This window comes from Bacillus sp. FJAT-45037 (genome assembly GCF_002797325.1).
GTDB lineage: Bacteria > Bacillota > Bacilli > Bacillales > Bacillaceae_D > Alkalihalophilus.
The window spans coordinates 1524507-1551186 of the sequence record NZ_KZ454938.1 but is presented as its reverse complement, the minus strand read 5'-3'; the positions used below and the strand labels follow the sequence as shown (position 1 = coordinate 1551186).

The following is a 26680-nucleotide window of genomic DNA, read 5'->3' as shown; positions in this document are numbered from 1 at the left end:
AGAGGGTCAAAAAAAAGCGAGATTTACGATGGAGGGATTGCTCACCAATCTGAGTAAGAAGGGCTTTTTTACATGGATCAGGTTGAAACGGCAATAATGGAAACTGAGGGTTCTATTTCCGTACTTGCTAAACCACCATACTTACCAGCGATGCAAAAGGATGTCCTTAATGTTCAAGCTAGTCGTGGCCTGATTCAAGGATTTATTCTTGATGGGGAAATTCTTCACCAAAGGGTGGTTTTTTTGTATTAGATGAAAGATTAGGAATTAGTTCTTATTTATTGCTTCGATACTTCAGGCAACTAATCAAATCGAAAAGGTGCGGGGGGAGTTATGCAGAGCGTATAAAAAAGCACTAAAGACAGCAGGATTACCGAATAGTCGACTTCATGATTTACGCCATACACATGTAACCATACTACTTCAAAATAATGTACACACTAAAGTTGCCATTGAACGGTTAGGACATAGCAAAGTCTCGATAACCTTAGATTTATATAGTCACGTCCTACCTACTCTTCAGGATGGTGCTGTTACCGTTTTTGATGCTGCCTTTGATCAGTAAAAATAAAAAATGGCACCTTTTCGGCACCCGCTTAGGTTTTAGGTCCAGTTCTCTCTTTTATTGTTAAAATACGGAGAAAGCTGAAACCCTTGCTATGTAAGGTTTGGCGGGACTGTGTAGGAATCGAACCTACCGGAGACGACACGCGCCTCCCAAGCGGTTTTGAAGACCGTGGCGAACACCAGTGTCGCAGCCAGCCCCAAGAAATATTGGTATAACAACGTTTTTTAGTTTGTTCAAACGGTTTTCTTGTGAACATTCGAACGGTCTTAACTCTTAATCGCACGGTCTTATTATGCAACATCTGTCTAGAATATTCAAGTGAAAATTGTTGACGTTTAATTAAGCATAAAGCCTAAAAAAATTAAAAGTCCAACCTAGTTCTAAAAATATCTTATGATTTGCCTTATTTCTCGTTAATGCTTACTGCTAGCCTTCGCTTACTATTACAGGCTAGCAGGTGGATCAAGTGTATTTTTAATGATGAATACCTGAAGAGTCAGAAGCATAAGTGTTGATTATTTTTATCCTATACACCTTTTAATTAGGACACTAATTCACACCGACTAGGGTAATTATTTCCGATTCGAGACGGTTATTCCAAGCTTTTTCATAGGATAAAAAGCTTCAACAAACAGTATTTTTAAAGTAAATGTCGAAGCATGCAATTATTAATAGTTTATACCTTAATGCCAAATTCTAGGGATTAAAAGCGGTGAAGCACAAATTCACTAAGGCACTGGTATTAATGTAAGTATTGCAACGATTCATCTAATGTGTTGACATTCAGTATTTGCACTATGAATATATCAAGTTATGAATTTCCTAGGAACTTTATTGTAAACTAGGGATACTACCTCAATTCTATTTGTCCACAACAGGTTGAATTGAGATTATTCTCCTAAGATAACAATGTTTGAATCTATGGACTTACAACTGTAATCTTAATTTATAAACTTATGAAACGAAATATGATTGGAAATTTAAAGACAGTAATTAGGAGTGGAAAAAGAGTGAAGAGCGGTCAAAAACAATTAATTAATGATTTGCATAAAGCTATGTTGAAAATCTATGATGATTCAAAAGCTATTGGGTATACTCCTTTGAAGTTTAGACAAATGGTTGCTAATGAAGGTGGATTAAATACAGCGAAAAAACTGATTAATAGTAAGCAAATTTCAGATGGATTTGCAGAGTTAGCTCAACTTGGAAGGTTAGATTTAACTGTAGAAGCATTGGTTCTTCAAAAGAAATATAAACCTCTATTTAGTGATGTAGAGTTGAATATAGTAAAAGATAGATTAGAACAGTTAGGGTATGTAACAGAACATGTATCAAGTGATAACCTTCAACTTCCACCTTTAAAATCTAATGGACGAATTAGAGAGTATAATTATTACTCTGATGAATTAAAAAGTAGAGTGGTGTATGAACATCTACTCAATAACAAAACTCACCGATGGATGGATGTCAATATACTTGAGAGGACTGGAAATACTAACGGTCGTGATTCCGCAAATATACTTTATTATTTAGGTATAAGAGCTGATTATCGAGGTATTTTTGAAGATAAGACAGTGAAAGAGGTAATTGAAACTTTAAATAGTAAGGGCACCGAATATACTGAAGTTGTAAGGTTATTAAGAGTATATTCTAAATCTGAAGACTTATATGAGATTGCCAAATCTGATATTGAAGCTCAAGAAGTAGAAGAAGGAAATGGTATAGAGGGAACTAAGAAAACGTACTTAGTAAATAAATACGAGCGTGATCCAAAGAATCGTAAGAAAGCGATAGAGATTCATGGATTAAATTGTTTTGCTTGTGGCTTTAATTTTGAAGATGTATATGGAGAACGAGGGAAAGATTTTATAGAAGTTCATCATATTAATCCTTTGAGTACAATCTTAGAGGCGGTTGAAATTAATCCTGATACTGATTTAGTTCCTTTATGTGCTAATTGTCACCGTATGGTACATAGAAGAAAAGATAAAGTATTAAGTATTGAGGATCTAAAGCAAATCATTGATGAAAAAGGGAAATAAATTTTTTTAAAGTTATAATTGCCCAATTCTTGTGAGAGGAAGAGGGCAACTGAAGCTGTTATAAATGATTAGCCTGAGGAAAGTGAAGGCGACGCATTCTTACATGGGTGTAATGACGTAATCTGCCCCAGAATTGAAAAATAGTTGTTGACTTAAAAATTAAGTCATGATATCTTTTATTTAGACTTAAAAATCAAGTCAAGGTGATGATAAGGAAGTGAGTACAATTATAGGGTTAGAGAGGATTATTAAAACATTTGGTTTCAGTATTAACCAGATAGCACAAGAACTTGGGATAGGTAAGCAGACTGTTTATGACTGGTTGAAAGGAAAAAGAAAAATTCCAAAGGAACGGATTGAACAATTATCAAAGATACCAGAGTTCGATCATATAGAAAAAAATTTATTTCAAAAGGAAATAGATGAGGCTACTGAGTTGGAGATTACACTAGCACACCTCAAATATCTATCAGCTAGAGATTCAGAAGAATTAGTAGATGAGGATGGGGATGTCTTTATTCTTGACCCTCATGCTGGGAGTAGGAGAGCAATGGAGATGCATATGCTTGACGAAAGTGAAGAGGAACTTAATCGAACTAGGTCATTGCTACATAATGATACTGATTATCTGAGTGGGTTAAATCATTCTATCGGTGAAAGTTATTCCCGTGCATTAGCTGCGTTGAATGGTACTTTTCAACAGAATGATGCTAGTAAGATAAAAGCTGTAACTGATTTACTTGTATTAATTAATATGAATGACATGACAAGTGAGTTAGATAAGGATGTAAAAGAACTTCTGAAGAAAGGTGATGTTCTTGGCGGAGGAATGTTTGGATTAAAATGATATTTGATACAGAACCTAAAAAAAAATTGTTCTAATTATCTACGCAATGTATTGAAAAGAGATAGATTGCTATCCTCTACAGTGAAGCTAGAGGTTATAAAGGTAGAACAGGGAATGGAATAAATTTGGTAATCAAACCTACTCAATGCGTATGGAGGCAGTCATTATGGATCACAAATCCATAATGAAATGAGGAAAAGAGATTGACCAAAGTAAAAAAGGATATGGTATTCCAGTGTAAATGGAATGAAATCAAAGAGTATCAATCACAACTAGAAAAGGCAAGCGGTTTGTATTATTGGTATCTAACAGATAACCCGAAAGAACTGTTATATGTGGGAGAAGCAATCGACTTATACAGGCGGATGGTACAGTATCAAAAGGACAAGCGAGAGGGGTACAATAATCAAAATATACTAGAGTTAATTAAGTCTGGATCAGATAGTATCATGGTAGTATTTCAACTAATTGATATTAATGGTATGGATAATAAGCAACTCAAGAAACACCTTAAGGAAAAGGAAGCAAGTTTCATTCAAGATTGGATACCACTGTTCAATATCAAAGAGAATCCTAGATATCAAATCCAATCCACTCAAAAAGTAATTGGGCGATATGTATCAGATGCAAACCTAGAAGTAACATTTAATGAGATCAGAGAGTATCTGTTCAGTAAATGGAAGGGATTAGTACCGTATGAGCGGATCGATGAAGCTCTTGCAAATAAGCAATATCATCTATCGAATTATTGTAAAACGAGCCAAAAGAAGAAAACTCTCAATCCTAGGTATAAGAAAATAGCTTAAGTATAAGGAGTTATATAGGGTCGCCACCTTTAGGTGGTGAGTGACCGAAGGGAACGAAGGAGCTTTGCGACTGACCCAAATCTTTGTGAGCGAAGCGAATGCTCTTGCCCTTTGAAGTGAGCACTTACTTATGAGTTCTTTTTTGAGTGTGCTAATGTTACAAATCATCAATTAAAACCAACTTAATCAAAGGTGAAAAAACTGTACCGAATCGGTTACTAATATTTATATATATTTAGAGGTCGATTCGGTACAGAACTTTATGGTCTGAAACATTAATTAATATGAAGCTTTCTTGATATTGAAGAATTCAATTTTCATATCATTAATTAAGAAAGGAGTGAAATAGATGGCTGCAATTAATAGCGAAACTTAGTCATCAGAAAAGAGAATTATATTGAAGCAAGAATTTACATTAGCAGAACTGGTTAAGAAGTATGGGAGCAAAGCACAAAGGCAATCAGTTAAGAAAAAGGGAAATCTTACAGGCAAAGAATTTACCCTTCTTATCAAATCAGTTGAAACTGAGTGGGAATCCTATACAGTTGAGGGAAGAGGTTCAAAGCGGGTTATCACATGCATTGGGAAACGTTCAAAAAAGGCTGAAAGAATTGATAAGCGTTCTAACAATGGTCAAGGGCAGTTAATTGGTGAATTTGAATTAAATTCGCTTGTAGTGGACTATCTGATTCAAAGGAATAATAGGACACGTCCTATTAGTTTGACTAAGTGGCTTATTGAATTATGTATTGTCGATGAGAAGCTTACTAGTGCATTATATGGAGCAAGAGTTATACACGTAGAGAAACTTCAAGAGCAGTTCAGCAAGGTGATTAATGGTTATAGCAAGGCTAATTCTGATATCGAGATGCTAGATGAGTTTCTTCAAGTATCATTTAAGAGTATGAAATCGAGCCTAGAATCAGTATTTAAAAAATTAGCTAAGGCAAAAATAATAATCCATCAGAAAGAAAGATGGGGATGTACGACCAAAAACAGTCATAGAAAATTAAATAGAAACGAAATTAAAGAAATAGCTAGTATTAGACGTATTTTGCTCACTGCACATGGACTTAAAGGTAATGATCTGTTCAAAACCAAGAAAAAAGAAGTTAAGGCGTTCAAAGAAGAATTCGAAAAGCAATTAGGTGAACGGTTCAACCTAAAATTCGAGTATGATGCCCACTTCTGTGTATTACAGGATAGTGACTTAGGGGTGCAGAGCTACCTTGATAGATTGCGAGAAAAGGGTGATTTAGACTTCACATACGGATTAACAGAAGAGTTTGCTTTTACCATAACTAATGTTTTCAAGAACAAGCACAGCGAGCGTTCATTGGAACTTGCAAAAGGAAGAGAGAAGAATACGACTAACAAGTCAGATTCAGATAGAATCAAGTTTTTAAAGATTAAGAAGCAGTATGCTCCAATGTGGGAATTGCTATTAATGTATTTTAGATGTACGAACAATATAAAATTAAATTCATCTGCGGTAGCAATGGCAGAAGCTACTGTTATTAATATTGAGGAGATTGAGTTTGAAGTCATGAATCAACAAAATCTAATCCTATAGGATAGTTCCAAGCTAGACGCTTTCTAACGAAATTTGGAAGTTAAGTAATCGTAACTACAAAAAGATTAGCTTTGAAAGACATCTGAGGATAGTATCTTAATTAGGTTCTCTCCCATTTTTGCATATTGAGCGGATAGTTGAACATGAATCAACAAAGAAAAGGCAAATTTATCTCTTTAGATATTGCCTCTTCTTTAATAATCCAGCATAGTTTTAGAAGATTTCATCAACATTAGAGGAAGTAAATAACCGAGAGTTATCCTTCTAATAACTGGATTAAACTCTTAACTTTTTCAAAGAGCTCATCAAATGTAATTACAGTGACATTCTTTAGCTCTTTTCTGTACAACTCAAAGGAATGTCTATGTGTAGTATCAGTTAATGTATCAAACCTGCCTGCTATAACAACACAACAAGGGTGTATAATGTCAAAATCAGTTTTGATTCCTTGTTTATAATTGTTATAGTCTATAGTCTGGTACTCCCTCTGTAGGCTTGTCTTATATGTCAATACTTGTGTAACAGCTCCTGTCAAATCCTTATGTACAGAATATACTCCTGTTCTGTACTCTTTGGGAGTAATTAGAGGAGTTGAGGGAGTTTTAATTTCAATAAGTACAGCATCTTTAGAGAAGGGGTTTGCATATAAGAAATCAACTAGCTTGCCACTATCATTATTGATAGTCTTTCCTCCTACATAAGCCTCATCATTTATCAGAACGGTTGGATTAGAAAAAATCTGACTTAATATCCAGCTATTTTCTTTCAAAACATCTTGCCAGAACTTCTCAGAGGTATTATTGCATTTGTTGCCTTCCCAAACAGACAATATTTTTTTTAAATTAGCTAGCCCAACAAGAGTATTAAGTTGGTCTAAGTCTTTCTCTTGTAGGTTTTTAAGCCTGTCAATTATTTTATCTGGATTATCATTTGTAACAATCCATGCTAATGCTTTCTCTAGAACTTCACTCTTATCATCCTCCATTAATTGAGTAAACAGACTAGTGTTACTCTCGAAAATTTCAATCAGTCTATCAATATCAGGGTTATTCTTAAAAAGATGATATTCTCCATACATAACTCCATACTTCTCATGCACTGCATAACATTTCTGAATCTCATTTGTAAGCGTCAGCATTGCCTCTGAATTTAGCTCTAGCTTTATCCATTCTGTAGCTTTCAATTTACTTAACTCTAACTCCTTATAATCTTCCCAAGAGGCATTTTTACCTTTCTTTTGAAAGATGAAGCATCCTCTAACAGATGCCTCAGGGTTTTTATTATTGTTTACAATTTCAGGTCTGAAAATAAGCCTAGTAGTAGTTGTCTTTTTCAATTCAATGTCATCAGAAACAGCAGAGTTACTGGAAGTAGTCCGAACATTAATTCTGTCATTCATAATTATATAACACTCCTAATTAATCATATTTAGAACAACTTACTAACATTATACAATATTAGGAATGAAATAGGGTGTATTTACATGTGGATGATAAATTTCCGACAAGGTTCAAATAATCAGTATGTTTAAATACGTAAAGGTTAAGACAATCGAACATATACTGATGCATTCGATAAGAATAATCGAGTTAACGTAACTAACTCTATGTATCTAAGGAAAGGTATACCTACCTTTGTCATGTTATTTTAAAGAATTATTTGTTCCAAAAGGTACACCTTATGGGACACATTATGCGCAACGGTAGAACAAGGGTTCAGATAGTATCATAAGGTATGTTTGATATTATTGATACGTATCATAATTAATGTTGACCTTTTGATACTGAGTGTATAAGATAAGGTTATAAAATATTAAGGTGGTATAAACCGTGGACAATAGAGAGTTCGGATATGTTCGTATAAGTAGTAAAGACCAAAATGAAGCTCGACAAATGGATAGTATGTATGCTCTTGGAATTGATGAACGTGATATACATATTGATAAGCAGAGCGGTAAAGACTTCTATAGACCTCAATATCAAGCTTTGAAAATGCGATTGCGTAAAGGAGATACATTGTATCTTCATTCATTAGATAGACTAGGTCGTAACAAAGAGATGATTCTAAATGAATGGAATGATATCACCCAGAATATTAAAGCTCATATAGTTGTAATTGATATGCCCTTATTGGATACACGGAAGTACAATGATTCAATCGGTTCGTTTGTAGCTGACTTGGTATTACAGGTATTATCATGGGTTGCTGAAGAAGAGAGAACTAAGATTAAGACTCGTCAAGCTGAAGGCATAGTTTCAGCAAAAGCAAAAGGAAAACACCTAGGAAGACCTAAATTATTAATAACGCCTGAATTTAAACTGGCATATAGTCAATGGAAAGCAGGAGAAATTACTGCAGTCGAGGCAATGAGAGAATCAAATATGACTAAAGCTACGTTCTATCGTAAGGTTAAGGAATACGAAGCAAGTTAAGGGACTCACAAAGGGGTCTCTTTTCTTTTGTCTAGGGTAGTGGGGGCTATTTTCCACGCTTTTCACTCCATATACTCTAGTAACCTGCCTAAGTAGGTATATCTACACGTCATAGAATTTCTTCCTGTTCCATAGCTGCGGAAATCCCCCACATGATTAATAAAACTCAGGTTTTACTAATTTAAATGCTAGTTAGTATAAAATGTCATCTGACCCAATTAATCCTTCGTTATTCATTCCAATTTACTCCCAGTGTAGTATAATGGACTCATTAAACCTTTCGGGAAAGGTGATTATTATGAACGGTAACTTTTCATTTCTTCGGGGGAAGTGGAACGTTCTTGCTAACTTAGGAGAAACAGCTGAGAGGAATGTTTATCACGACCCTCATACGACCATTATGAAACTTCGCTTATTCGGAGAGACTTTAGCTCAACTTGTATTAGCAGCTGAAAATATTAGAGAAGTAAAAGGTACAAATCAAGTAGACCGTATTAATACTCTACATAGAGATGGCTTGTTAGAACCAGAGCTACTAGATATGTTTACAACTCTACGTCAAAAAGGAAACAAGGCTGTACATAATGCTGGTTATGGTGAAACGGAAGAGGCTAAAGCGCTTTTACAGTTAACTTTTCGTTTAGCAACATGGTATATGGAAGTCTATGGTGATTGGAATTTTGAAGCACCTGACTATGTAGAGCCTGTAAAAGAAAATGTAGTAGATTTAGATCAGCTTCAAAAAGAGCATGATGAAGAAGTGAAGCTCCTTAAACAAAAGCTAGAGAGCATCCGTGAGCAGGCAGATGATGAAGATGAGCATCTGAAAGTACAGAGGAAGAAGCTATCCAAGAAATTTGTTCGTCGAACGAATCTCACAGAAGCTGAAACTCGTTCCATAATTGATGAGAAGCTTCGTGATGTAGGTTGGGAAGTAGAGACTAACACTTTAAATCATCAAAAACACGGTACATTACCTGAGAAGAATCGTAATATGGCTATTGCCGAGTGGAAAGTGGACGGAGGAAGGGCTGATTATGCTTTATTCATTGGCTTAGAGCTTGTTGGCTTAATTGAGGCAAAAGCTAACCATAAAACGATCCCTAGTGCTTTAGAAAGTCAAACGAAGACTTATGCAAAGAATATCAGTCTAGTAGATAATGAGGTTATTACACCAACTACTGGCGAATACAAAGTTCCGTTCTTGTATGCAACGAACGGCAGACGGTATTTAAAGCAGTTACAAGAAGAGTCGGGGATATGGTTCTGGGATTCACGTAAGCCTATGGAATTCGCTCGACCGTTAGAAGGATGGCATTCACCTGATGATTTAAAGCTCCTTCTAAGTCAGGATGACCAAGGTGCTGATAAGAAGCTTGAAGAGGAAGATATTACGAAGTTTGGATTAAGACCTTATCAACAGCAAGCGGTTCTTACTGCGGAGGCAGGCTTGAGAGAAGGTCAAAGAAGAATGCTTGTCGCTATGGCAACTGGAACAGGCAAAACGAGAACAGCGATAGCATTGATGTATCGTTTGATTAAGTCCAAAAAAATTCGTCGGATTCTATTTCTTGTCGATAGAAGCTCATTAGGCAAGCAAACTGCTGATGCACTGAAAGATACAGAGATAGATGGTCTTTCATTCTCAGATATTTATGATGTGAAATCACTTGATGACATCTCACCAGAAGTTGCAACAAAAGTCCATATTGCCACAGTGCAAGGAATGGTACGGAGATTATTCTATAGTAAAGATGAGAAGATGCCATCAGTAGGTCAATATGACTTCATTATTGTAGATGAGGCTCATCGTGGTTATACGAGTGATAGAGAGATGTCTGATGAAGAACTAGAGTTTAGAGACCAAGATGATTATATTAGTCAGTATCGTCGTGTGATTGATTATTTTGATGCTGCATGTCTAGGGTTAACAGCGACACCTGCTCTTCATACAACGGATATATTTGGAGCCCCAATCTATAAATATTCATATAGTGAAGCCGTTCTGGACGGTTTTCTAGTAGACCATGAACCCCCTTATCTATTTCAAACGGAGCTTTCAGAAGCTGGTATTAAGTTTGAGAAAGATGATGAAGTGGAAGTGTTTGATGTTGATGAAGGGGAAGTTATTTTAGAGAAAATGGAAGATACCGTTCATTTTGATGTAGAACAATTTAATAAGCGAGTCATTACAGAATCATTTAATCGAGTAATTCTTAATGCTCTAGTTGACTATATTGACCCTTCAAGTAAAGAAAAGACGCTCATTTTCGCAGCTACAGACCAACACGCTGATTTAATCGTTCGTCTCTTAAAAGAAGCTTACAAAGAACGTGGCGATGCAGTTGAAGATGATGCAGTTATGAAGATAACTGGTTATATCTACAATCCATTAGATGCGATCAAACGGTTTAAGAATGAACGGTTACCGAATGTTGTTGTGACGGTGGATTTACTTACAACTGGCATAGATGTTCCACCTATAGCGAATCTTGTATTTATGAGAAGGATACAATCTAGGATTCTTTATGACCAAATGTTGGGACGAGCAACTCGTCTATGCCCTCAAATTGAGAAGACTCATTTTAATATTTATGATGCTGTTGGTATTTACAATAAGCTGCAAAGTTACACAGAAATGAAGCCAGTTGTGAAAAAACAGAACATTACTATTGATGAATTATATCAAGGTTTAACTCAAGCAACTTCTGAAAAAGAAACCGAGTTCTATCGTGAACAGTTAGTGGCAAAATTGCAACGTAAAAAACAACGCTTGAATGAAGAGGGTCAACAGAAATTTGAAGAACTCTCAAATGGTCAGAGTATTGATGAATGGGTGAAGGATGTTCAAACGTATTCACCAAAGGATGCTCAACAACATAATATTTTGTTTGAGTATATGGAAACGTACAAAGTCAGAGGAGAGAAAAGATATATCTCAAACCAAGATGATAAGGTTACAGGAGTCATTCGTGGTTATGGTGAAGGAAACAATAAGCCAGAAGATTATCTCGAAGGGTTTGTGAAATTCATCAAAGAAAACATCAATGAGATCCCTGCATTACAAGTGGTTTGCACGAGACCAAAAGAGTTAACGAAGAAGGATTTAAGAGCATTAATTACAATATTAGAGACTAAGGGATTTAAGCAGTCCCATTTACAATCTGCATGGAAACAAACAAAGAACGAAGAGATTGCAGCAAATATCATTAGCTTCATTCGTCAAGCAGCGCTAGGTGAGGCGTTAGTAGACCATGACACTCGCATAAGGCAAGCGATGCAAAAGGTCTATTCTCTTCATGAGTGGACGCCTAGGCAGAAGAAATGGCTAGGACGTATTGAGAAGCAGCTCATCCAGTTTCCTGTTCTTGCTCCAACGTCACAGGACGCATTCTCTGAAGAGCCTTTCCGCAGCCAAGGTGGATATATGCAAATGAAAAAAGAATTTGGTGAAGATATAGATAGAGTGGTTCAGACGATTAATGACAACTTATATATTAGTTAATTTTATTGCCTCTTTAATGAGGCTCTTTTTGCGTTTATACTAGGTAGATGCATGAATACTAAAGATTTATTGGAGGAAGAAATGAACAACCAAGAGATTGTACAAAAGCTATGGAATTTATGTAATGTACTACGTGATGATGGGATCACGTATCAACAATATGTAACGGAATTAACATACTTACTCTTCTTAAAAATGATGAAAGAACAAGGAGAAGAGACTGAGGAAGTCATTCCTGAAGAATATCGTTGGGATAGACTTGTTGAAAAAGAAGGAACGGAATTAAAAACATTCTATCAGCGCTTATTATTAGAGCTTGGAAGCAATGAGCACGATCGCTTACGCTTGATTTACAGCGATGCTTCTACAAGCATTACAGAACCGAAGAATCTTGAGAAGATCATTAAATCAATCGATGCACTTGATTGGTATAACGCTAAAGAAGAAGGACTAGGCAATCTTTATGAAGGCTTGCTAGAGAAAAATGCAAGTGAAACAAAGTCTGGTGCTGGTCAGTATTTCACTCCACGTGTCTTAATTGATGTCATGGTCCAATTAGTTGACCCGAAAGTCGGAGAACGATGTAATGACCCTGCAGCAGGCACTCTAGGCTTTATGATTGCTGCGGATCAATATCTAAAAAATAAAACAGATGATTATTTTGATCTAGAGCCCCAACAAGCAGAATTTCAGAAGAAAGAAGCGTTTAGTGGAATGGAGCTTGTTAAGGGAACACATCGATTAGCTTTAATGAATGCATTGCTTCATAACATTGATGGACGAATGGAGAATGGAGATTCATTATCAAGCAACGGTAAATGGATGAAAGAATTTGATGTCATACTAACCAATCCACCATTCGGGACGAAAAAAGGTGGCGATAGAGTATCACGAGATGATTTAACGTTTGATACATCTAATAAGCAGTTGAATTTCTTACAGCTAATTTACAACGCACTAAAAGATAACGGTGAAGCACGTGCAGCTGTAGTATTACCTGATAATGTACTATTTGAAAGTGGTGTAGGAGCACAAATTCGACGTGATTTAATGGATAAATGTAACTTACACACGATTCTACGTTTGCCTACAGGGATTTTCTACGCTCAAGGGGTAAAGACAAATGTTCTATTCTTTACACGTGAGAAGACGGATAAAGGCAGTACAAAGGATGTTTGGGTGTATGACCTACGCACAAATATGTCTTCATTCGGTAAGCGAAATCAACTAACCAAGGCTCACTTTGAAAACTTCATGAAGGCATATGTTGCAGAGAATAGAAAAGATATAGAGGATGAGCGTTGGAATAATTTCATACGTGAAGACATCGCTAAGAAGAATGATAGCTTAGACATTGGTTTAATTGCTGACGAGTCTCTTTCATCATACGACAACCTACCAGACCCGATCGAATCAGCTGAAGAAGCCATTTCCAAGCTACAGCAAGCAATGGACTTATTGAACGAGGTAGTCGATGAGCTACGTGAAACAGAAGAAGTTAAGGTGAAGAACTAATGGTGAAGAAAAAGAAGACGATGGAAGAATTGTTGGAAGAGGCGTTGGTGCCAGAGGAAACGCAGCCTTATCATGTGCCTAAAAATTGGGTTTGGGTGAGATTTGCTAGTTTAGTGAAGGAGAGTAAACTAGGTTTAGTTAGGTCTAGTAAACAACAGTCAGATATTAATCCATATTCTTATCTTAAAATGAACAACATTACAACAGACGGTCAATTAGACCTTTGTAGCCTTGTAAGAGTTAATGCGGAAGATAAAGAAATATCTGTATATGAGTTAAGAGATGGTGACTTTTTGTTTAATACCCGCAATAGTATTGAATTAGTTGGGAAAAGTACAATATATAGTAAAACAATAGAAGATCCTGTGCTTTTTAACAATAACATCTTGAGGGTTCGTTTCTTGAAACATTTTACTCCTGAAATTATTAATTATTACTTCATTTCACCTCACGGGAAGAAATCATTAAGTGATGTCAAAAGTGGTACTACTAGTGTTGCCGCTATTTATGCTAAAAACCTTAATACAGTGCCAATTCCAATCCCTCCCATTCACGAACAAAAACGTATTGCTGAAAAGGTGGAGCGGCTTTTAAGTAAAGTTGATGAAGCGAAGCAATTGATTGAAGAAGCAAAGGAATCCTTTGAACTTCGACGAGCAGCGATACTGGATAAAGCGTTTCGTGGGGAGTTGACTAGAGAAACAGGACTTCAAAATAGGTCTAAATCTGGAGACGTATACTCGATACCTAATGATTGGGAGTGGAAGCTTTTTAAAGAGATTGCAAAAGTTAAATCGAATTTAGTTAAACCATATGATTATCTAAATCATCCACTTATTGCTCCAGACAACATTGGAAAAGGAAATGGTCAATTAATTGGGTATCAAACTGTTCAAGAGGCGAATGTAAAGAGTGCTAAGCATCTCTTCTATAAAGGACAGATTCTATATTCGAAGATACGACCCTATCTATCTAAAGTTACGATCGCTGAATTTGATGGATTATGCAGTGCGGATATGTATCCAATTGAGACAGATATTAATAACGATTATTTATTCTGGTATATGTTATCCCCTTTCTTTGTTGAAAAAGCATCTACAGCAGGTTCAAGGTCGGTGTTACCTAAAATTAATCAAAAAGAATTGGGTGAAATTCCTGTACCTGTAGCTTCTAAAAATAGCCAACAAAAAGTAGTTGAAAAGATTGAAAAAGCACTGTTAAAAGAAAAGATTATGCTGGAAAGTTTAGGAGGGGCTTATAGACAGATAGAAATGCTCCAACAATCTATCCTCTCCAAAGCTTTCAAAGGTGAGCTTGGCACAAATGACCCTAGTGAAGAAAACGCAATTGAACTTTTAAAAGAGGTTCTTCAACAGCAAGTGAAATAACATTTAAAGGCACTCGAATGAACCGAGTGCCTTGTTTGTTGTACATTATGAAGTTATTTATTAAAGATACTATTCAAAGGCGAGAAGGAGTTATGTTGGCGTCTTACGTCGGTGTCTGACATTTGAATGTATTTTCTTACCATGTTCATATGGCTATGTCCTAGGATTTTCTGAAGCGAGAATGGGTCTCCTCCGTTCATGATGTAGAATAAGGCTCCTGTATGACGGAAGGTGTGTGGACTGACTCGCTTGTTCGTAATGCCTGCGGCTTTACCATATTGAGTTAAGTTCCAACGAACGGTGGCTGCTGTAATTGGTTGACCATCATATGTTAGGAATAGAAATTCATCCTCAAAATCATCCGTCTCTTTCACGTATTCGTTTAGGAGCTTGATTGTTTTTGAGGAGAGAGGGACTGTTCTGCTTTTACGAGTCTTCGTGAAGGCTGCTTCTAATTTGATGAATCCACCTTTTAAATCGACGTTCTCTCTTTTGATGGCGATTAACTCAGACACCCTCACCATCGTATCGAGTAAGACAAGAACAATCACCTTATCTCGGAATCCTGTGTATAATTCGTCATCTATGCTTGAGAGTAAGCTTTTAATCTCTGTAGGGGTAAATGACTCTAGTGTATCTTCGGTTGTTTTAACGGGCTTGAAATGCTCATGAATGGGTGTCTCAATATAGCCTTCTAGATAACAGAAGCGAATGAATGCTCGCATCGTACGTATTCTCACATTAGCTGTAACAGGCGATAGACCTTTTTCATTCAGCATATGACCAATGAACCCTCGGAATAAGTCCAGTGTGATCTCTTCTACAGTTGGGTTCATTTCATTAATATACACCTTAAAGAATCGATAGTTTGTGTGGTAATCAGCTATGGTGCGTGGAGCTAATGCTTCAGTTTGTTTAACAAGAATAAACTTCTCATACATATCGTCTAACGTTAAGTCTTCGATGACCCTTTTAACTGTTCTGTTCGTTTGACCACGTTTAAACTTTCGGATCGTTTTCTGTTGCATAAAAATAGCCCCCTATTAATAAATATAGGCGGTTAAGAGTCTTGGTTCTGAACGGTCTTCACAAGTGGTCTCGAATGGTCTTGCTGAAAATCGATATAAAACCGTTATGAACAAATTGTATTTTAAACGATGAAAGCGTTGCTGCAAGGGAGTCTCGAACGGTTTTTTCGTGAAAAACTCTCGAGCGGTTTTGAAGACCGTGGCGAACACCAGTGTCACAGCCAGCCCCATGAAGTATTGATTTATGAATGTTAGTAAGAGCACTCACGTAATCTTCACTCTTAATTGCACTGTCCTATTATGCATGATCTGTTCCATTTTTTCAAGCTTTACAAATGTTTTACCTTTTGATGGTTAGAAGGGTGAGGGAAGGAACTAGATAAGTGTTCAATGAGACTTTGCAGATAAAGAGATATTATATATAAATTAGTGCTAAAGTAAAAACAGACCAACGTCATTTATTAGTAAAGGATTACGTTCTTACCTAATGGCTAAGATCCCAATCATTTCTAAAAACATTCTTAAAATGCACTACACACTCATTTATATAGTTTTAAACAAATGGAAAAGAGCATCAAAAAGAAAATCGATTTGATGCTCTTTTATGTATTTAATTTTATACCTTAAAGCTGATTTCCTTACAATTAATAGTCAGCTTCATAGTCAATTTTATGGATTTGTTGACCACATGCCGGCTGCTTTGATGAATACACGTGGGTTTAATTTAAGTTGTGCGACCATCAGTTCAGCAAGATCTTCTGGCTGCATAACAGTGTCAGGGTTGCCGGTAGTAAGATTTGCTTCAATCGCTAGATCAGTCGCGACTGTACTAGGGGTTAGTGCCGTCACTCGGATATTGTGTTTTCTCACTTCAAGCATGAGTGATTCTGTTAATCCCATCACGGCAAATTTAGAAGCGCTGTATGCACTCGTGACAGGCGCACCTTTTTGACCAGCTGTTGATGAAACGTTAATAATGTCTCCTGCTTTTCTTTCGATCATATCTGGAAGGACGGCTCTTGTCACATTATAGACACCCATTAGGTTAACTTGGATAATCTTTTCCCATTCACTTGGAGTAAGGTCGAGAAATCCTCCAAACTTAGCGATTCCAGCGTTGTTGATGAGAATGTCAATGGGACCTAGATCCGCTTTAATTTGGTCAGTGGCTTGCCCAACCGCTTCCAGATCAGTAACATCCGCAACGGCCACAGAAGCTTTAACTCCTAGTTCTTGGACCTCTGCTGCTACTTTTTCTAGATTATCAAGAGTTGTACCGACTAATCCAACATTGATTCCTTCTTTTGCAAAAGCAATCGCAGTTGCTCGGCCAATGCCTCTACCGGCTCCTGTAATCAACGCGTTTTTTCCATGTAATGAACTCATCATATCTCTCCTAATACAACCAATTTTTGATTCTACACTATTCTGCTATTGCAGCTAAAAACTTAACGTGTGACACTTGTCTGATTACCACTTGCATTTTATCAGTTTTTTTCCATCCCTGTCCAATTATACCGCCACGAATGAATTCAGGATGATGAGTGTAGCTTTTTTATTACAGCTCCAACACTCATCTTTTTAGTTTCTCTCATAATATTCCTCTGAAGACTCTCCCTCGGCTACCTATATTTCTTTTATCTCAATTGATCGTTGTAGTATGATGGAACAATGCAGAATCGGAATGAAGGAAGTGGTTAGAGTGAAGAAACATTTTACGATTGGAATGGCGGGTCATATTGATCACGGGAAGACATCGTTAACGAAAGCGTTGACGTCAATAGATACAGATCGACTGAAAGAAGAGCGGGAGCGTCAAATTTCGATTGAGCTCGGTTATGCACCGCTTGTATTAACGGATGAAATGGAAGTCTCGATTATTGATGTGCCGGGGCATGAGCGTTTTATTAGACAAATGATTGCGGGGGTTGCGGGGATTGATTTAGTTCTCTTTGTAGTAGCAGCAGATGAAGGTGTGATGCCGCAGACAAAGGAACATTTAGATATCTTATCGTTACTTGGAATTAGACGTGGAGTGATTGTTGTTACAAAAGCAAGTAAGGTGGATGAAGAGATGCAGGAGCTTGCTGAAATGGACATCCGCGAAACGATAGAAGGGACGTTCCTTGAAGACCAACCATTATTTTTTGTAGATAGTTTGGACGGGCTTGGTATCGATGAATTAAAAGAGGGGTTGAAAGACGAATTAGCGAAAGTGGAAGAGCGTAATGCAGGTGGTGCGTTCAGATTACCGATTGATCAAGTGTTTGCGGTTCACGGACAAGGAACGGTAGTCAGAGGGACCGTCTATGAAGGGATGGTTCGTGAGGGCGACATGCTAGAGGTATTGCCGCGACGTGAAATGGTGCGCACAAGACAGTTGCAAGTGCATCATCAACAAAGAGAGCTAGGTCGTGCCGGTCAACGGGTGGCAATTAATGTTGGAGGGATCGACAAGGATGCACTTTCCCGTGGCGATGTATTAGCGGCACCAGGTCAATATGAATCGACGGATACTGTTGATATTGCTCTGACAACCGTTGATGATTTAAAGCATGTGATCAAGCAACGCCAGGCGATTAAATTACATATCGGGACATCCGAAGTGTACGGTAAGATTGTCTTTTTTGACCGGAATGAATTACAAGTAGAAACAGAAGAAGTATTGTGTCAGCTCCGCCTGGATGCCCCTGTGGTCACACGTCGCGGCGACCGTTTTATTTTGAGACGGCCAACGCCAACAGAAACGATCGGTGGCGGGGAAGTGATCGATGCGCACGGGGAACGCTACCGTTTCGGGCAAGAGACCATGGAGGTATTAGCGAAAAAGCGCCAAGGGACACCAGAAGAGCTCATAACGGATGCGATTTTGACACATAAAGTGCTGACTCTTAAAGATTTAATTTCACATACCGGATTACAAACAGAAACGGTTCAAGCGGTGATTGCCAAAGAACCGTTCATTCAACTTCCTAATCAAGATGTAACCAATAACCAAGTAGTAGACATGGCCAAACAAGTGATCAAGCATGATATTGAAAGCTATCATCATGAATTTCCGATGAGACAAGGAATGCCAAAAGCTGAATTGATTCAGGCCAATAGACAAATGTTCTCCAAAGCCTTACTTGAATCTGTACTTACAGAAGAGGTGAGCCGTGATCAATTGGAGTTGAAAGGACCGGCAATTGCACGAAGAGACTACAAACCGCAACCTCCTGAAAAATGGGGTAAGCGTGTGGAACATGTATTGCTTCAGTTAAAAGAAGAAGGGTTTAAAGTCTCTCCGCTTGAGCAGCATATGGACAACCAACAACTACCAGCAGAACTGAAAGAGGAAATCATCCACTACTTAAAAAGAGAATCGTACATTTATCTTTTAGATGAAAAAAACGCGATTCATGTTGTGCCATTTCAGGAGATGGTCAAGGCTTTATATGAAAAAACAAACGAACAATTTACTTTACAAGAAGCGAAAGAGATCACATCCTTATCGCGTAAATATTTAGTTCCCTTTTTAGAAAAGCTCGATCAACTGAACTTGACGATCCGACAAGAGGCTGAGCGTGCATGGAACAAAGAGAATGTAGCGGATTGGATGAGTGAGAATAGATGAACATCTTGTTTTTTACCCCATACTTTAAACAAAGTCGTGGCAATGCGACCACAGCGAAACGGTTCATACAAGGATTGCGTTCTGTCGGTGTAGAGGTCAGTGTGTTTGCGTATGAAGAAGAGAGCTGGTCTGCAGAGTGGGACAAGCTTGCAAGTGAGGTCGATCTCTATCACATTCTGCATTTGAAACGATTTGCTAGTTGGCAAAAAGAACATCAAATTGATCTGTCAAAACCGTATGTGCTTACATCAGGTGGGACGGATATTAATGAAGATTTAGCTGATGAAGATGCACGAGCGTTGATGAGAACGGTAGCCGATGATTCATGTTCTATTACAGTTTTTACAGCAGATGCAAAAGAAAAATTAAGTCATTCCTATCCTATTTTGAACGAAAGAACGTATGTGATCCCACAAAGCATTTGGTTACCTGAGCTCACGTCATCTTTAAATACACATCACCTTCATGGCCAGCCAATTATTTTACTGCCTGCAGGTATTCGGGCAGTCAAAGACATCTTCTACCTTTGGGAGTCATTTTCTGAGCTTGCGAATAGTTATCCTAACATGAAGGTGGTGCTAGTTGGTGCTTCACTAGATGAGGATCTCTACGATCAAGTAGTAAATAAAGTGGAGACTACCGATTGGTTTGACTACATCGGAGAAGTATCTTTAGAAGAAATGTCACATATATATTACCAAGCCGATGTTGTGATCAATACTTCGATTTCAGAGGGGCAACCTACCGCCTTACTAGAAGCGATGTTTTGTAGAAAAGTCGTCATTGCAAGAAACAACCCAGGTAACCTCAGTGTCGTGAAAGATCAACAGAATGGATTTGTGATCAAGTCACCTGAGGAATTTACGAGAATTATGAATACTCTTATGTTGAATCCAAAGTTGATGAACAGAACAGAAGAGGCTGCACAGAGTTATGTAGCAAAGCATCACCGATTGGAAGATGAAATGAAGGCGTATGTGGCGGTGTATGATCATTGTATAAACAAGGCGACATAAAGGAAATGTAAGGGGGAGATGGGATGGTTCGGACGGTTTATTATTATGCGGTCATGTTTATTACACTCATTATGATGATTGGTGGGGGAGTGGCGATGGCCATGAATGTCTCAGACCTAGTGGCTCCGACTCCTTACTATTACACGTATCAAGATTTTAAATCATCGCAACAATCAATGTCTGATTTGGAGAAAACAGACGAAGAATTTCGAGTGATGTATGAAGACATGCAACGTGAACAGGTAGAGATGCAGCGAGCACAAGCAATCAACCAACTACTAAAGAATGTAGCTTGGATTCTTATTCCACTTCCTTTTTTCCTCTTGTCGCGCCGAAAACTTAAAACGGAGTAAGGTCAGTCGAATCTACTGTCAGGTCAAGGGATATCTCTTTACAAAGCGTCCTTTCTGATGGTAGATTCATGTAATGTCAACAATAAAATAGGACACATAAGGATGGAGAGACTATTTATGAAAAAATGGTTATGTACAATGGGACTAGCTCTCACACTAGCAGCATGTGGCGGCACAGAAGATGCGCCAACGAATGAGGAAGTCGATGGATCAAATGAGGCGACGCCAGTAACAGACGAGCCATTTGAAATTGCCGTTATTCCTTCACAATCAACAGGAGAAATGCAAACAGGCTTAGATAAATTAGAAGAACAATTAGCAGAAAAACTAGGTCGGGACGTGGAAGTGAACCAATACCCGAATTACAATGCAGTCGTCGAAGCGATCAACTACAATCACATTGATTTAGCGTACCTTGGGCCACTAACGTATCTAATTGCTCATGAGCAAAGCGGAGCACAAGCGATCATTACTCAAGAAATTGATGGCGATCCGTACTATTACTCTTATATCATTACCCATAAGGATGCCGAGTGGGAGACAGTAGAAGATTTACTTGAAGATCGTGCTGATGTCGATTTTGCCTTTGCGAGTATTTCTTCAACGTCGGGTCACTTAATTCCAGGGCTTGAGCTTCGTAACCGTGGACATTATGAAGACGACTCAGATCATGAATTTAATCAAATTCAGTTTGCGGGATCACATGATATTGTGACAACTCTTGTGCAAGACCAAACGGTTGACGCAGGGGCTGTCGATAGTGCAATTTTAGAGTCATTGATGAAAGCAGATGACGAAAACGGCGGGACGCTAAGAGAAGACATCAAAATCATATGGGAATCCGAAAGATTATATCAGTATCCTTGGGTGGTTCCAGCTGAGATGGGTGAGGAAGAGATTGAGGCAGTCCGTGAAGCCTTCTACGAAATCACAGATCCAGAAATCTTACGTATTTTCGGTGGCGCTTCAGCGTTTGTTGAAGCAGATGACACACAATATGCGGATGTGTTAGATGCGGCTCGTGAATTTGATATGTTAAAGCTCGAAGAATAGGTGAAAAACAATGGTCTGGTTCAGACGTAGGTATCTTCTTTATCTCGGTTTTATTCTTATTGCAATTTGGTGGAGTATGAACATGACGGGTTTTGAGTGGCGAAAGTTCGCTCAAATTCCTAATATTTATGAAATGGTCTCCACTCGGTTTTTCCCAATTGAATGGTCGTTATTTCCACGCATGGCAAGAGAGAGTTTAGTAACACTTGCGATGGCCTTTTTAGGGACGATTTTTGCGTTAGTTATCGCTTTGCCGCTTAGTTTTTTAGCGGCTAGTAATACGAGTAGTTCGGCTGGTGTTTACAGCGGTGTTCGGGCCGCGTTAAGTGGGTTACGATCGATTCCTGAGATCGTTTTCGGCTTGATTTTTGTGACGGCTTTCGGATTAGGTCCCTTTGCAGCGGTATTAGCAATTATTCTGCACAATATTGGAGTTCTTGGCAAATTAATCTCTGAGTTAATTGAAGCTGCAGATCCCGGTCCACAAGAAGCGATGCGTTCAGTTGGAGCCACGAGATGGGTCGGACATTTATTTTCAGTCATTCCACAAATTTGGCCGAATGTCTTGTCTCAATATTTTTACCGATTTGAAGTCGCAATTCGCACCTCGCTCATCCTAGGGTTCATCGGTGGTGGCGGGATTGGTCAACAGTTATTTAACCATTTCCAAAGTTTCTACTACACAGCGGTGGCACTTGATATCGTCTGCATTATGATAATGGTGATTCTTGTTGATGTCATTGGTGGTCGAATTCGAGCAAGGGTTATATAAGGGGGAGTGATGATGCTAGAAATTACAAATTTGACAGTCACATACCCAAAAGCAAAAGAACCGGCTTTAAAAGAGATCAATGTGACCATGCATAAAGGCGAATTTATATGTGTATTAGGCAGAAGCGGAGCGGGGAAATCAACCTTTATTAGGTGTATTAATCGCTTAATTCAACCATCTTCGGGGTCCATTAAGTGGAGTAACGTTGAGCTAACCACGCTCAAAGAAAAGGAAATGAGGAAAGTTCGCACAGAGATGGTGATGATCTTTCAACATTTTAATCTTATTCCAAGAATGTCCGTCTTACAAAACACGTTAACAGGTTCTTTTGGAAAGCGAGCTGCTTATAAAAACTTGCTAGGTATTTTCTCGGAACAAGAAAAACAAAAAGCTTATGATTCGTTAAAAGAGGTGGAGCTTGACCGCTTTATGAATAATCGAGTCGAAGCATTAAGTGGCGGACAAAAGCAGCGTGTCGGCATTGCGCGAGCGTTAATGCAGGAGCCTAGTCTGATCCTTGGGGACGAGCCTGTAGCAAGTCTAGACCCAACGACATCGAGACGGATCTTTGATTTGTTGCGTGCGATTCACGAGGAAAGGCAACTCCTTACGATCATTAATGTTCATGATGTTGAACTAGCCAAGAAATATGCAACCCGTATGATTGCTTTTAAAGAGGGTGAATTAATCTTTGATGATCATCCGAGTCAATTAACAGACGAAGTATTTGAGCATATTTATCAATAAAAAACGATTCAGCCGCTAATTGGCTGAATCGTTTTTTTAGTTCTTCACATACAGTGGGAATTCTTTCTTTTCACTCACGTAGCCGATGATGCTTGCAGTAAGTCCTTTTTCATGAAGGACCTCTACATATTGCTTCGCCTCATCTTCAGATAAACTAACGAGTAACCCACCAGACGTAATCGCATCACATAATATGCTCTTCTCAACATCACTGATTGCCTCGTGGTAACTAACAGAAGGTTCGATCCACTCTTCATTCGCTTTTGAGCCACCTGGGATAATGCCTTGTTCGGCTAGTTCTCTCGTGCCATCAAGCATCGGAACAGAACTTGCGACGATTTCAAAGCTAACATCGCTGCCTTTAGCCATTTCTAAACTATGACCAAGCAAGCCAAAGCCAGTCACATCGGTTACAGCATGTGGATTGAATGCGTCTAGTACTTCAGCTGCTTCCTTATTTAATGTAGCCATCGCTTCTGTAACAGCTGCTTCTTGTTCTTTAGTTACAGCTGCCCGCTTAATACCAGTGGTTAAAATGCCAACACCAATAGGCTTGGTCAAGACAAGAACATCTCCTGGTTTTGCTCCAACATTTCTGAAAATACGGTCAGGATGAGCAAGTCCTGTCACGGACAAGCCGAATTTCGGCTCTTGGTCATCAATCGAATGCCCACCGACGATAATCGCTCCTGCTTCCTTCACTTTATCAGCTGCTCCGCGTAAAATATCTGCGAGCATTTCTGGTGGCAGCTTTTTGATAGGGAAACCAACGATGTTCATAACGGTTGTCGGTTTTCCTCCCATTGCATACACATCGCTTAATGCGTTTGCAGCAGCAATTTGACCAAACATATATGGATCATCAACAACAGGTGTGAAGTAATCGACGGTTTGGATCATCGCGATATCATCTGTGAGACGGTAGGCACCTGCATCATCAGACGTTTCTAGCCCTACAAGTAAATTAGGGTCACCATCTTGTTTCGGTAAATGACGCAAAACTTGCGCCAGGTCGCTAGGACCAATTTTGCATCCTCAACCAGCTTTTGTGGAGAATGATGTTAAACGGATGTTTTCTTTGTTTTCCATATTAATCGGACCTCCTCGTTTCTTTATCGCATGTTCACGATAGGGATGCGCATATTTTTTGCATCCAGCTTCATCTTATCCTACAATAGAAGAGAAAAAACTGTAAAGGAGTTTGATTTATTATGAAGTATAACGTAACTGTTGAATTTTGCATGATGTGAAACTTTGCACCTAAAGCCGTGAGTTTCACGGATGATGTGTTAGATCATTTTAAAGGACAAATTGCTGACGTTCACTTAGTCACCAGTTCTGGTGGAGTATTTGAAGTGAAAGTGAATGGAGAACTGCTTCATTCAAAAAAGGATACAGGTACATTCCCAAAATCAGATGAAGTGATTAAGAAGATGGAAGGATTACATAAATAACTGAAAAAGCACCTTTAAGGTGCTTTTTCATCTTCAAGACGAAGACGAAATCGCACATTAAAGGAGCAGAATTGATGACATCAATCTTATTAAGACAAATTCCAGCCATCCATGAATTACAAAAGCACTCAATGTTACGAGCATGTTTAAATCAACACGAACTTTCACCAGAGAAGGCAACAGAATGGTTACAAGAGGCGGTTGCTGAAGTGCGGACCCTTATCTTAAATAATCAGTGGTCGAACGGACAGACGATTGAAGATTGGATCTTTCAGCGCCTTTCAGAGCGTCTTAGTGATCATTCGGTCTATTCACTTAGACGAATCATCAATGGCACAGGTACGGTTCTTCATACGAATTTAGGGCGAGCTAAATTGAGTGAAGAAGCTCAAAAGCAAGTGATTTTAGCCGCTTCTTCGTACTCTAATTTAGAATATAATGTAACAACGGGAAAGCGCGGATCTCGTCATGACTTGATAGAAGACATAGTGAAAGAGGTCACGGGAGCAGAAGCGGCGATGGTAGTGAATAATAATGCGGCTGCCGTGTACCTTGTGTTAAAAGCACTCGCAACAAATAAAGAGGTTATTGTTTCAAGAGGCGAATTAGTGGAAATTGGTGGTTCATTCCGCGTTTCATCGATTATGGCGGAAAGTGGCGCTGAGCTTGTCGAAGTAGGAACGACGAATAAAACGCATTTTCGAGATTATGACGATGCGATTAATGATGAGACGGCGATGATTATGAAGGTCCATACAAGCAATTTTAAGACGATCGGGTTCACAAGTGCTGTTGATGCAAAAGAGCTTGTCAATTTAGCACAAGAAAACGAGATTATTCTATACGAAGATTTAGGAAGTGGCGCAATCTATGACCTAAGAACCCATGGCATTGGAGAGGAGCCAACAGTAAAAGAAGCATTAGATCGAGGGATTGACCTAGTTACCTTTAGTGGGGATAAACTTCTAGGTGGCCCGCAAGCAGGGATTATCGCGGGAAAAAAAGAATACATCGATCAATTAAAGAAACATCAGCTCGCACGAGTGTTGAGAGTAGATAAAATGACATTAGCTGCACTTGAGGCCACGTTAAAACAATACGTTGATCAACAAGTAGCCTTGAAAGACATTCCAACGTTACAACAGATCTTACTGACAAAAGATCAAATCAGAGCGGAAGCAGAAGCATTTAAACGGCTTCTCTCTAGTGATTGGACAGTTGGCTGGGTGGAAGACGTGTCGATGGTAGGCGGTGGAACGATGCCTGATGTTGAACTTCCTACATGGTTGCTCACGCTCTCTCATCGAAGCATCAAGACGACGGAGCTTATCGAGGTATTGAGAAACGGCGATCCCGCTGTTGTGACACGGATCAAGGACGACCAAATAGCGCTTGATTTTAGAACGATTACAAAAGGAGAACATACTGATCTACTGCGTCAATTAGAACACGCGAAGGAGACTTATTTACATGAAAAGTAAAAAAACATCAGAATCAAAAACGATATTAACGGACATTGTCTTGCCGCCAGATACGAATTATCACGGAACGATTTTCGGTGGGAATGTAATGGCTTATATTGATAAAGTCGCAAGCATTGCCTCGATGCGCCATGCAAGAAGCCAAGTCGTAACAGCATCGAGTGATAGTTTAGACTTTATCTCACCGATCCGTACTGGAGAAGCTATTTGTTTAGAAGGATATGTGTCCTATACAAGAAAAACGTCAATGGAAGTATTTGTGAAAGTCGAAGCGGAAGACCTTATTACTGGTGAAAGACGCTTGACGGCGACTTCGTACTTGACCTTTGTGGCGCTCGATGACAAGGGGAAACCAAAGGCTGTCCCACCGATTGAGCCTGAAACAGAAGAAGCGAAGTGGCATTTTTCAGGAGCAGAAGAACGTTATGAAACGCGAAGAAAACGCAGAAAAGAAGCAAAAGAGCGTGAACAATTATAACCGCAA

22 protein-coding genes, 1 tRNA gene and 1 pseudogene are annotated in these 26680 nt (G+C 38.6%); 19 read left to right on the top strand and 5 right to left on the bottom strand.

Translation table 11 applies throughout. The features are described 5' to 3' along the window. Window positions 1-72: 72 nt before the first annotated feature. Both CDZ88_RS07880 and CDZ88_RS07875 read left to right on the top strand, forming a co-directional pair. Window positions 73-252: a DUF421 domain-containing protein gene (locus CDZ88_RS07880; protein ID WP_100373018.1), complete on the top strand. Its 180-nt coding sequence runs from the start codon at window positions 73-75 to the stop codon at window positions 250-252. A 67-nt stretch (window positions 253-319) separates the two neighbouring features. Further along, on the top strand, window positions 320-565 hold the full coding sequence (locus CDZ88_RS07875; RefSeq protein ID WP_232718603.1) for a tyrosine-type recombinase/integrase: 246 nt from the start codon (window positions 320-322) through the stop codon (window positions 563-565). Between the two features lie 104 nt (window positions 566-669). Here the strand turns inward: CDZ88_RS07875 and CDZ88_RS17365 are convergent. After that, window positions 670-766, bottom strand: a tRNA-Sec gene (locus CDZ88_RS17365). 812 nt (window positions 767-1578) lie between these two features. On the opposite strand from CDZ88_RS17365, the gene CDZ88_RS17725 reads away from it, so the two are divergent. The 4 genes from CDZ88_RS17725 (at window position 1579) to CDZ88_RS07855 (ending at window position 5836) form a co-directional block, all read left to right on the top strand. Then, a complete protein-coding gene (locus tag CDZ88_RS17725; RefSeq protein WP_232718601.1) occupies window positions 1579-2610 on the top strand; it encodes an HNH endonuclease in 1032 nt (343 codons plus the stop codon). Between the two features lie 217 nt (window positions 2611-2827). Further along, window positions 2828-3457: a helix-turn-helix domain-containing protein gene (locus CDZ88_RS07865; RefSeq protein ID WP_100373016.1), complete on the top strand. Its 630-nt coding sequence runs from the start codon at window positions 2828-2830 to the stop codon at window positions 3455-3457. Between the two features lie 203 nt (window positions 3458-3660). Continuing rightward, window positions 3661-4263 (top strand): GIY-YIG nuclease family protein, encoded by a 603-nt coding sequence (locus CDZ88_RS07860; RefSeq protein ID WP_100373015.1) that lies wholly within the window; start codon window positions 3661-3663, stop codon window positions 4261-4263. 397 nt (window positions 4264-4660) lie between these two features. Next, complete coding sequence (locus CDZ88_RS07855) at window positions 4661-5836, top strand: hypothetical protein (protein WP_198507835.1); 1176 nt, start codon at window positions 4661-4663, stop codon at window positions 5834-5836. A gap of 256 nt (window positions 5837-6092) precedes the next feature. Here the strand turns inward: CDZ88_RS07855 and sduA are convergent, their stop codons facing one another. Next, window positions 6093-7235, bottom strand: coding sequence for a Shedu anti-phage system protein SduA (sduA, locus tag CDZ88_RS07850; RefSeq protein WP_100373014.1), 1143 nt, complete (start codon window positions 7233-7235; stop codon window positions 6093-6095). A gap of 430 nt (window positions 7236-7665) precedes the next feature. Here sduA and CDZ88_RS07845 point away from each other — a divergent pair, with 430 nt between their 5' ends. The 4 genes from CDZ88_RS07845 to CDZ88_RS07830 all read left to right on the top strand — a co-directional run bounded on the left by CDZ88_RS07845 (window position 7666) and on the right by CDZ88_RS07830 (window position 14676). Next, window positions 7666-8268: a recombinase family protein gene (locus tag CDZ88_RS07845; RefSeq protein ID WP_100373013.1), complete on the top strand. Its 603-nt coding sequence runs from the start codon at window positions 7666-7668 to the stop codon at window positions 8266-8268. A 298-nt stretch (window positions 8269-8566) separates the two neighbouring features. Continuing rightward, window positions 8567-11773 carry a type I restriction-modification system endonuclease gene (gene hsdR / locus CDZ88_RS07840; RefSeq protein WP_100373012.1) on the top strand — a complete coding sequence of 1069 codons (3207 nt, stop codon included), beginning with the start codon at window positions 8567-8569 and terminating at the stop codon, window positions 11771-11773. 81 nt (window positions 11774-11854) lie between these two features. Beyond that, a complete protein-coding gene (locus tag CDZ88_RS07835; RefSeq protein WP_100373011.1) occupies window positions 11855-13288 on the top strand; it encodes a class I SAM-dependent DNA methyltransferase in 1434 nt (477 codons plus the stop codon). Further along, entirely contained in the window at window positions 13288-14676 is a 1389-nt protein-coding gene (locus tag CDZ88_RS07830) for a restriction endonuclease subunit S (protein WP_100373010.1), read from the top strand. The genes CDZ88_RS07835 and CDZ88_RS07830 overlap by 1 nt, the downstream gene beginning before the upstream one ends. Window positions 14677-14729: 53 nt before the next feature. Here the strand turns inward: CDZ88_RS07830 and CDZ88_RS07825 are convergent, their stop codons facing one another. Further along, window positions 14730-15704 carry a tyrosine-type recombinase/integrase gene (locus CDZ88_RS07825; protein WP_100373009.1) on the bottom strand — a complete coding sequence of 325 codons (975 nt, stop codon included), beginning with the start codon at window positions 15702-15704 and terminating at the stop codon, window positions 14730-14732. Window positions 15705-16373: 669 nt separating this feature from the next. Further along, on the bottom strand, window positions 16374-17090 hold the full coding sequence (locus CDZ88_RS07820; protein WP_100373008.1) for a 3-ketoacyl-ACP reductase: 717 nt from the start codon (window positions 17088-17090) through the stop codon (window positions 16374-16376). A 316-nt stretch (window positions 17091-17406) separates the two neighbouring features. On the opposite strand from CDZ88_RS07820, the gene selB reads away from it, so the two are divergent. The 6 genes from selB to phnC all read left to right on the top strand — a co-directional run bounded on the left by selB (window position 17407) and on the right by phnC (window position 23261). Beyond that, window positions 17407-19320: a selenocysteine-specific translation elongation factor gene (gene selB, locus CDZ88_RS07815; protein WP_100373007.1), complete on the top strand. Its 1914-nt coding sequence runs from the start codon at window positions 17407-17409 to the stop codon at window positions 19318-19320. Then, window positions 19317-20336, top strand: coding sequence for a glycosyltransferase (locus CDZ88_RS07810; RefSeq protein WP_100373006.1), 1020 nt, complete (start codon window positions 19317-19319; stop codon window positions 20334-20336). The genes selB and CDZ88_RS07810 overlap by 4 nt, the downstream gene beginning before the upstream one ends. 23 nt (window positions 20337-20359) lie before the next feature. Then, window positions 20360-20689 carry a hypothetical protein gene (locus CDZ88_RS07805; protein WP_100373005.1) on the top strand — a complete coding sequence of 110 codons (330 nt, stop codon included), beginning with the start codon at window positions 20360-20362 and terminating at the stop codon, window positions 20687-20689. A gap of 117 nt (window positions 20690-20806) precedes the next feature. After that, on the top strand, window positions 20807-21742 hold the full coding sequence (gene phnD / locus CDZ88_RS07800) for a phosphate/phosphite/phosphonate ABC transporter substrate-binding protein (protein WP_100373004.1): 936 nt from the start codon (window positions 20807-20809) through the stop codon (window positions 21740-21742). 10 nt (window positions 21743-21752) lie between these two features. After that, window positions 21753-22514 carry a phosphonate ABC transporter, permease protein PhnE gene (gene phnE / locus CDZ88_RS07795; protein ID WP_100373003.1) on the top strand — a complete coding sequence of 254 codons (762 nt, stop codon included), beginning with the start codon at window positions 21753-21755 and terminating at the stop codon, window positions 22512-22514. A gap of 12 nt (window positions 22515-22526) precedes the next feature. Continuing rightward, window positions 22527-23261, top strand: a complete 735-nt coding sequence (gene phnC, locus CDZ88_RS07790; RefSeq protein WP_100373002.1) for a phosphonate ABC transporter ATP-binding protein — start codon at window positions 22527-22529, stop codon at window positions 23259-23261. Window positions 23262-23297: 36 nt separating this feature from the next. Here the strand turns inward: phnC and selD are convergent, their stop codons facing one another. Beyond that, window positions 23298-24350 (bottom strand): selenide, water dikinase SelD, encoded by a 1053-nt coding sequence (gene selD, locus CDZ88_RS07785; protein ID WP_100373001.1) that lies wholly within the window; start codon window positions 24348-24350, stop codon window positions 23298-23300. Window positions 24351-24526: 176 nt separating this feature from the next. Between selD and CDZ88_RS07780 the strand changes: the two are divergent. The 3 genes and pseudogenes from CDZ88_RS07780 to CDZ88_RS07770 all read left to right on the top strand — a co-directional run. Further along, window positions 24527-24715 (top strand): annotated as a pseudogene (locus CDZ88_RS07780) (Rdx family protein); the annotation flags it as partial. A gap of 74 nt (window positions 24716-24789) precedes the next feature. Continuing rightward, window positions 24790-26196: an L-seryl-tRNA(Sec) selenium transferase gene (gene selA, locus CDZ88_RS07775; protein WP_100372999.1), complete on the top strand. Its 1407-nt coding sequence runs from the start codon at window positions 24790-24792 to the stop codon at window positions 26194-26196. Continuing rightward, window positions 26186-26674 (top strand): acyl-CoA thioesterase, encoded by a 489-nt coding sequence (locus CDZ88_RS07770; protein WP_100372998.1) that lies wholly within the window; start codon window positions 26186-26188, stop codon window positions 26672-26674. The genes selA and CDZ88_RS07770 overlap by 11 nt, the downstream gene beginning before the upstream one ends. The last annotated feature ends 6 nt before the right edge of the window (window positions 26675-26680 follow it).

Excerpts from the sequence above, each read along its gene's own strand:
- phnC (WP_100373002.1), top strand. The coding sequence starts at position 22,527 with ATGCTAGAAATTACAAATTTGACAGTCACATACCCAAAAGCAAAAGAA.
- CDZ88_RS07820 (WP_100373008.1), bottom strand. The coding sequence starts at position 17,090 with ATGAGTTCATTACATGGAAAAAACGCGTTGATTACAGGAGCCGGTAGA.
- phnE (WP_100373003.1), top strand. The coding sequence starts at position 21,753 with ATGGTCTGGTTCAGACGTAGGTATCTTCTTTATCTCGGTTTTATTCTT.
- CDZ88_RS07880 (WP_100373018.1), top strand. The coding sequence starts at position 73 with ATGGATCAGGTTGAAACGGCAATAATGGAAACTGAGGGTTCTATTTCC.
- CDZ88_RS07825 (WP_100373009.1), bottom strand. The coding sequence starts at position 15,704 with ATGCAACAGAAAACGATCCGAAAGTTTAAACGTGGTCAAACGAACAGA.
- CDZ88_RS07835 (WP_100373011.1), top strand. The coding sequence starts at position 11,855 with ATGAACAACCAAGAGATTGTACAAAAGCTATGGAATTTATGTAATGTA.
- CDZ88_RS07810 (WP_100373006.1), top strand. The coding sequence starts at position 19,317 with ATGAACATCTTGTTTTTTACCCCATACTTTAAACAAAGTCGTGGCAAT.
- sduA (WP_100373014.1), bottom strand. The coding sequence starts at position 7,235 with ATGAATGACAGAATTAATGTTCGGACTACTTCCAGTAACTCTGCTGTT.
- CDZ88_RS07805 (WP_100373005.1), top strand. The coding sequence starts at position 20,360 with ATGGTTCGGACGGTTTATTATTATGCGGTCATGTTTATTACACTCATT.
- selA (WP_100372999.1), top strand. The coding sequence starts at position 24,790 with ATGACATCAATCTTATTAAGACAAATTCCAGCCATCCATGAATTACAA.
- hsdR (WP_100373012.1), top strand. The coding sequence starts at position 8,567 with ATGAACGGTAACTTTTCATTTCTTCGGGGGAAGTGGAACGTTCTTGCT.
- CDZ88_RS07830 (WP_100373010.1), top strand. The coding sequence starts at position 13,288 with ATGGTGAAGAAAAAGAAGACGATGGAAGAATTGTTGGAAGAGGCGTTG.
- phnD (WP_100373004.1), top strand. The coding sequence starts at position 20,807 with ATGAAAAAATGGTTATGTACAATGGGACTAGCTCTCACACTAGCAGCA.
- CDZ88_RS07770 (WP_100372998.1), top strand. The coding sequence starts at position 26,186 with ATGAAAAGTAAAAAAACATCAGAATCAAAAACGATATTAACGGACATT.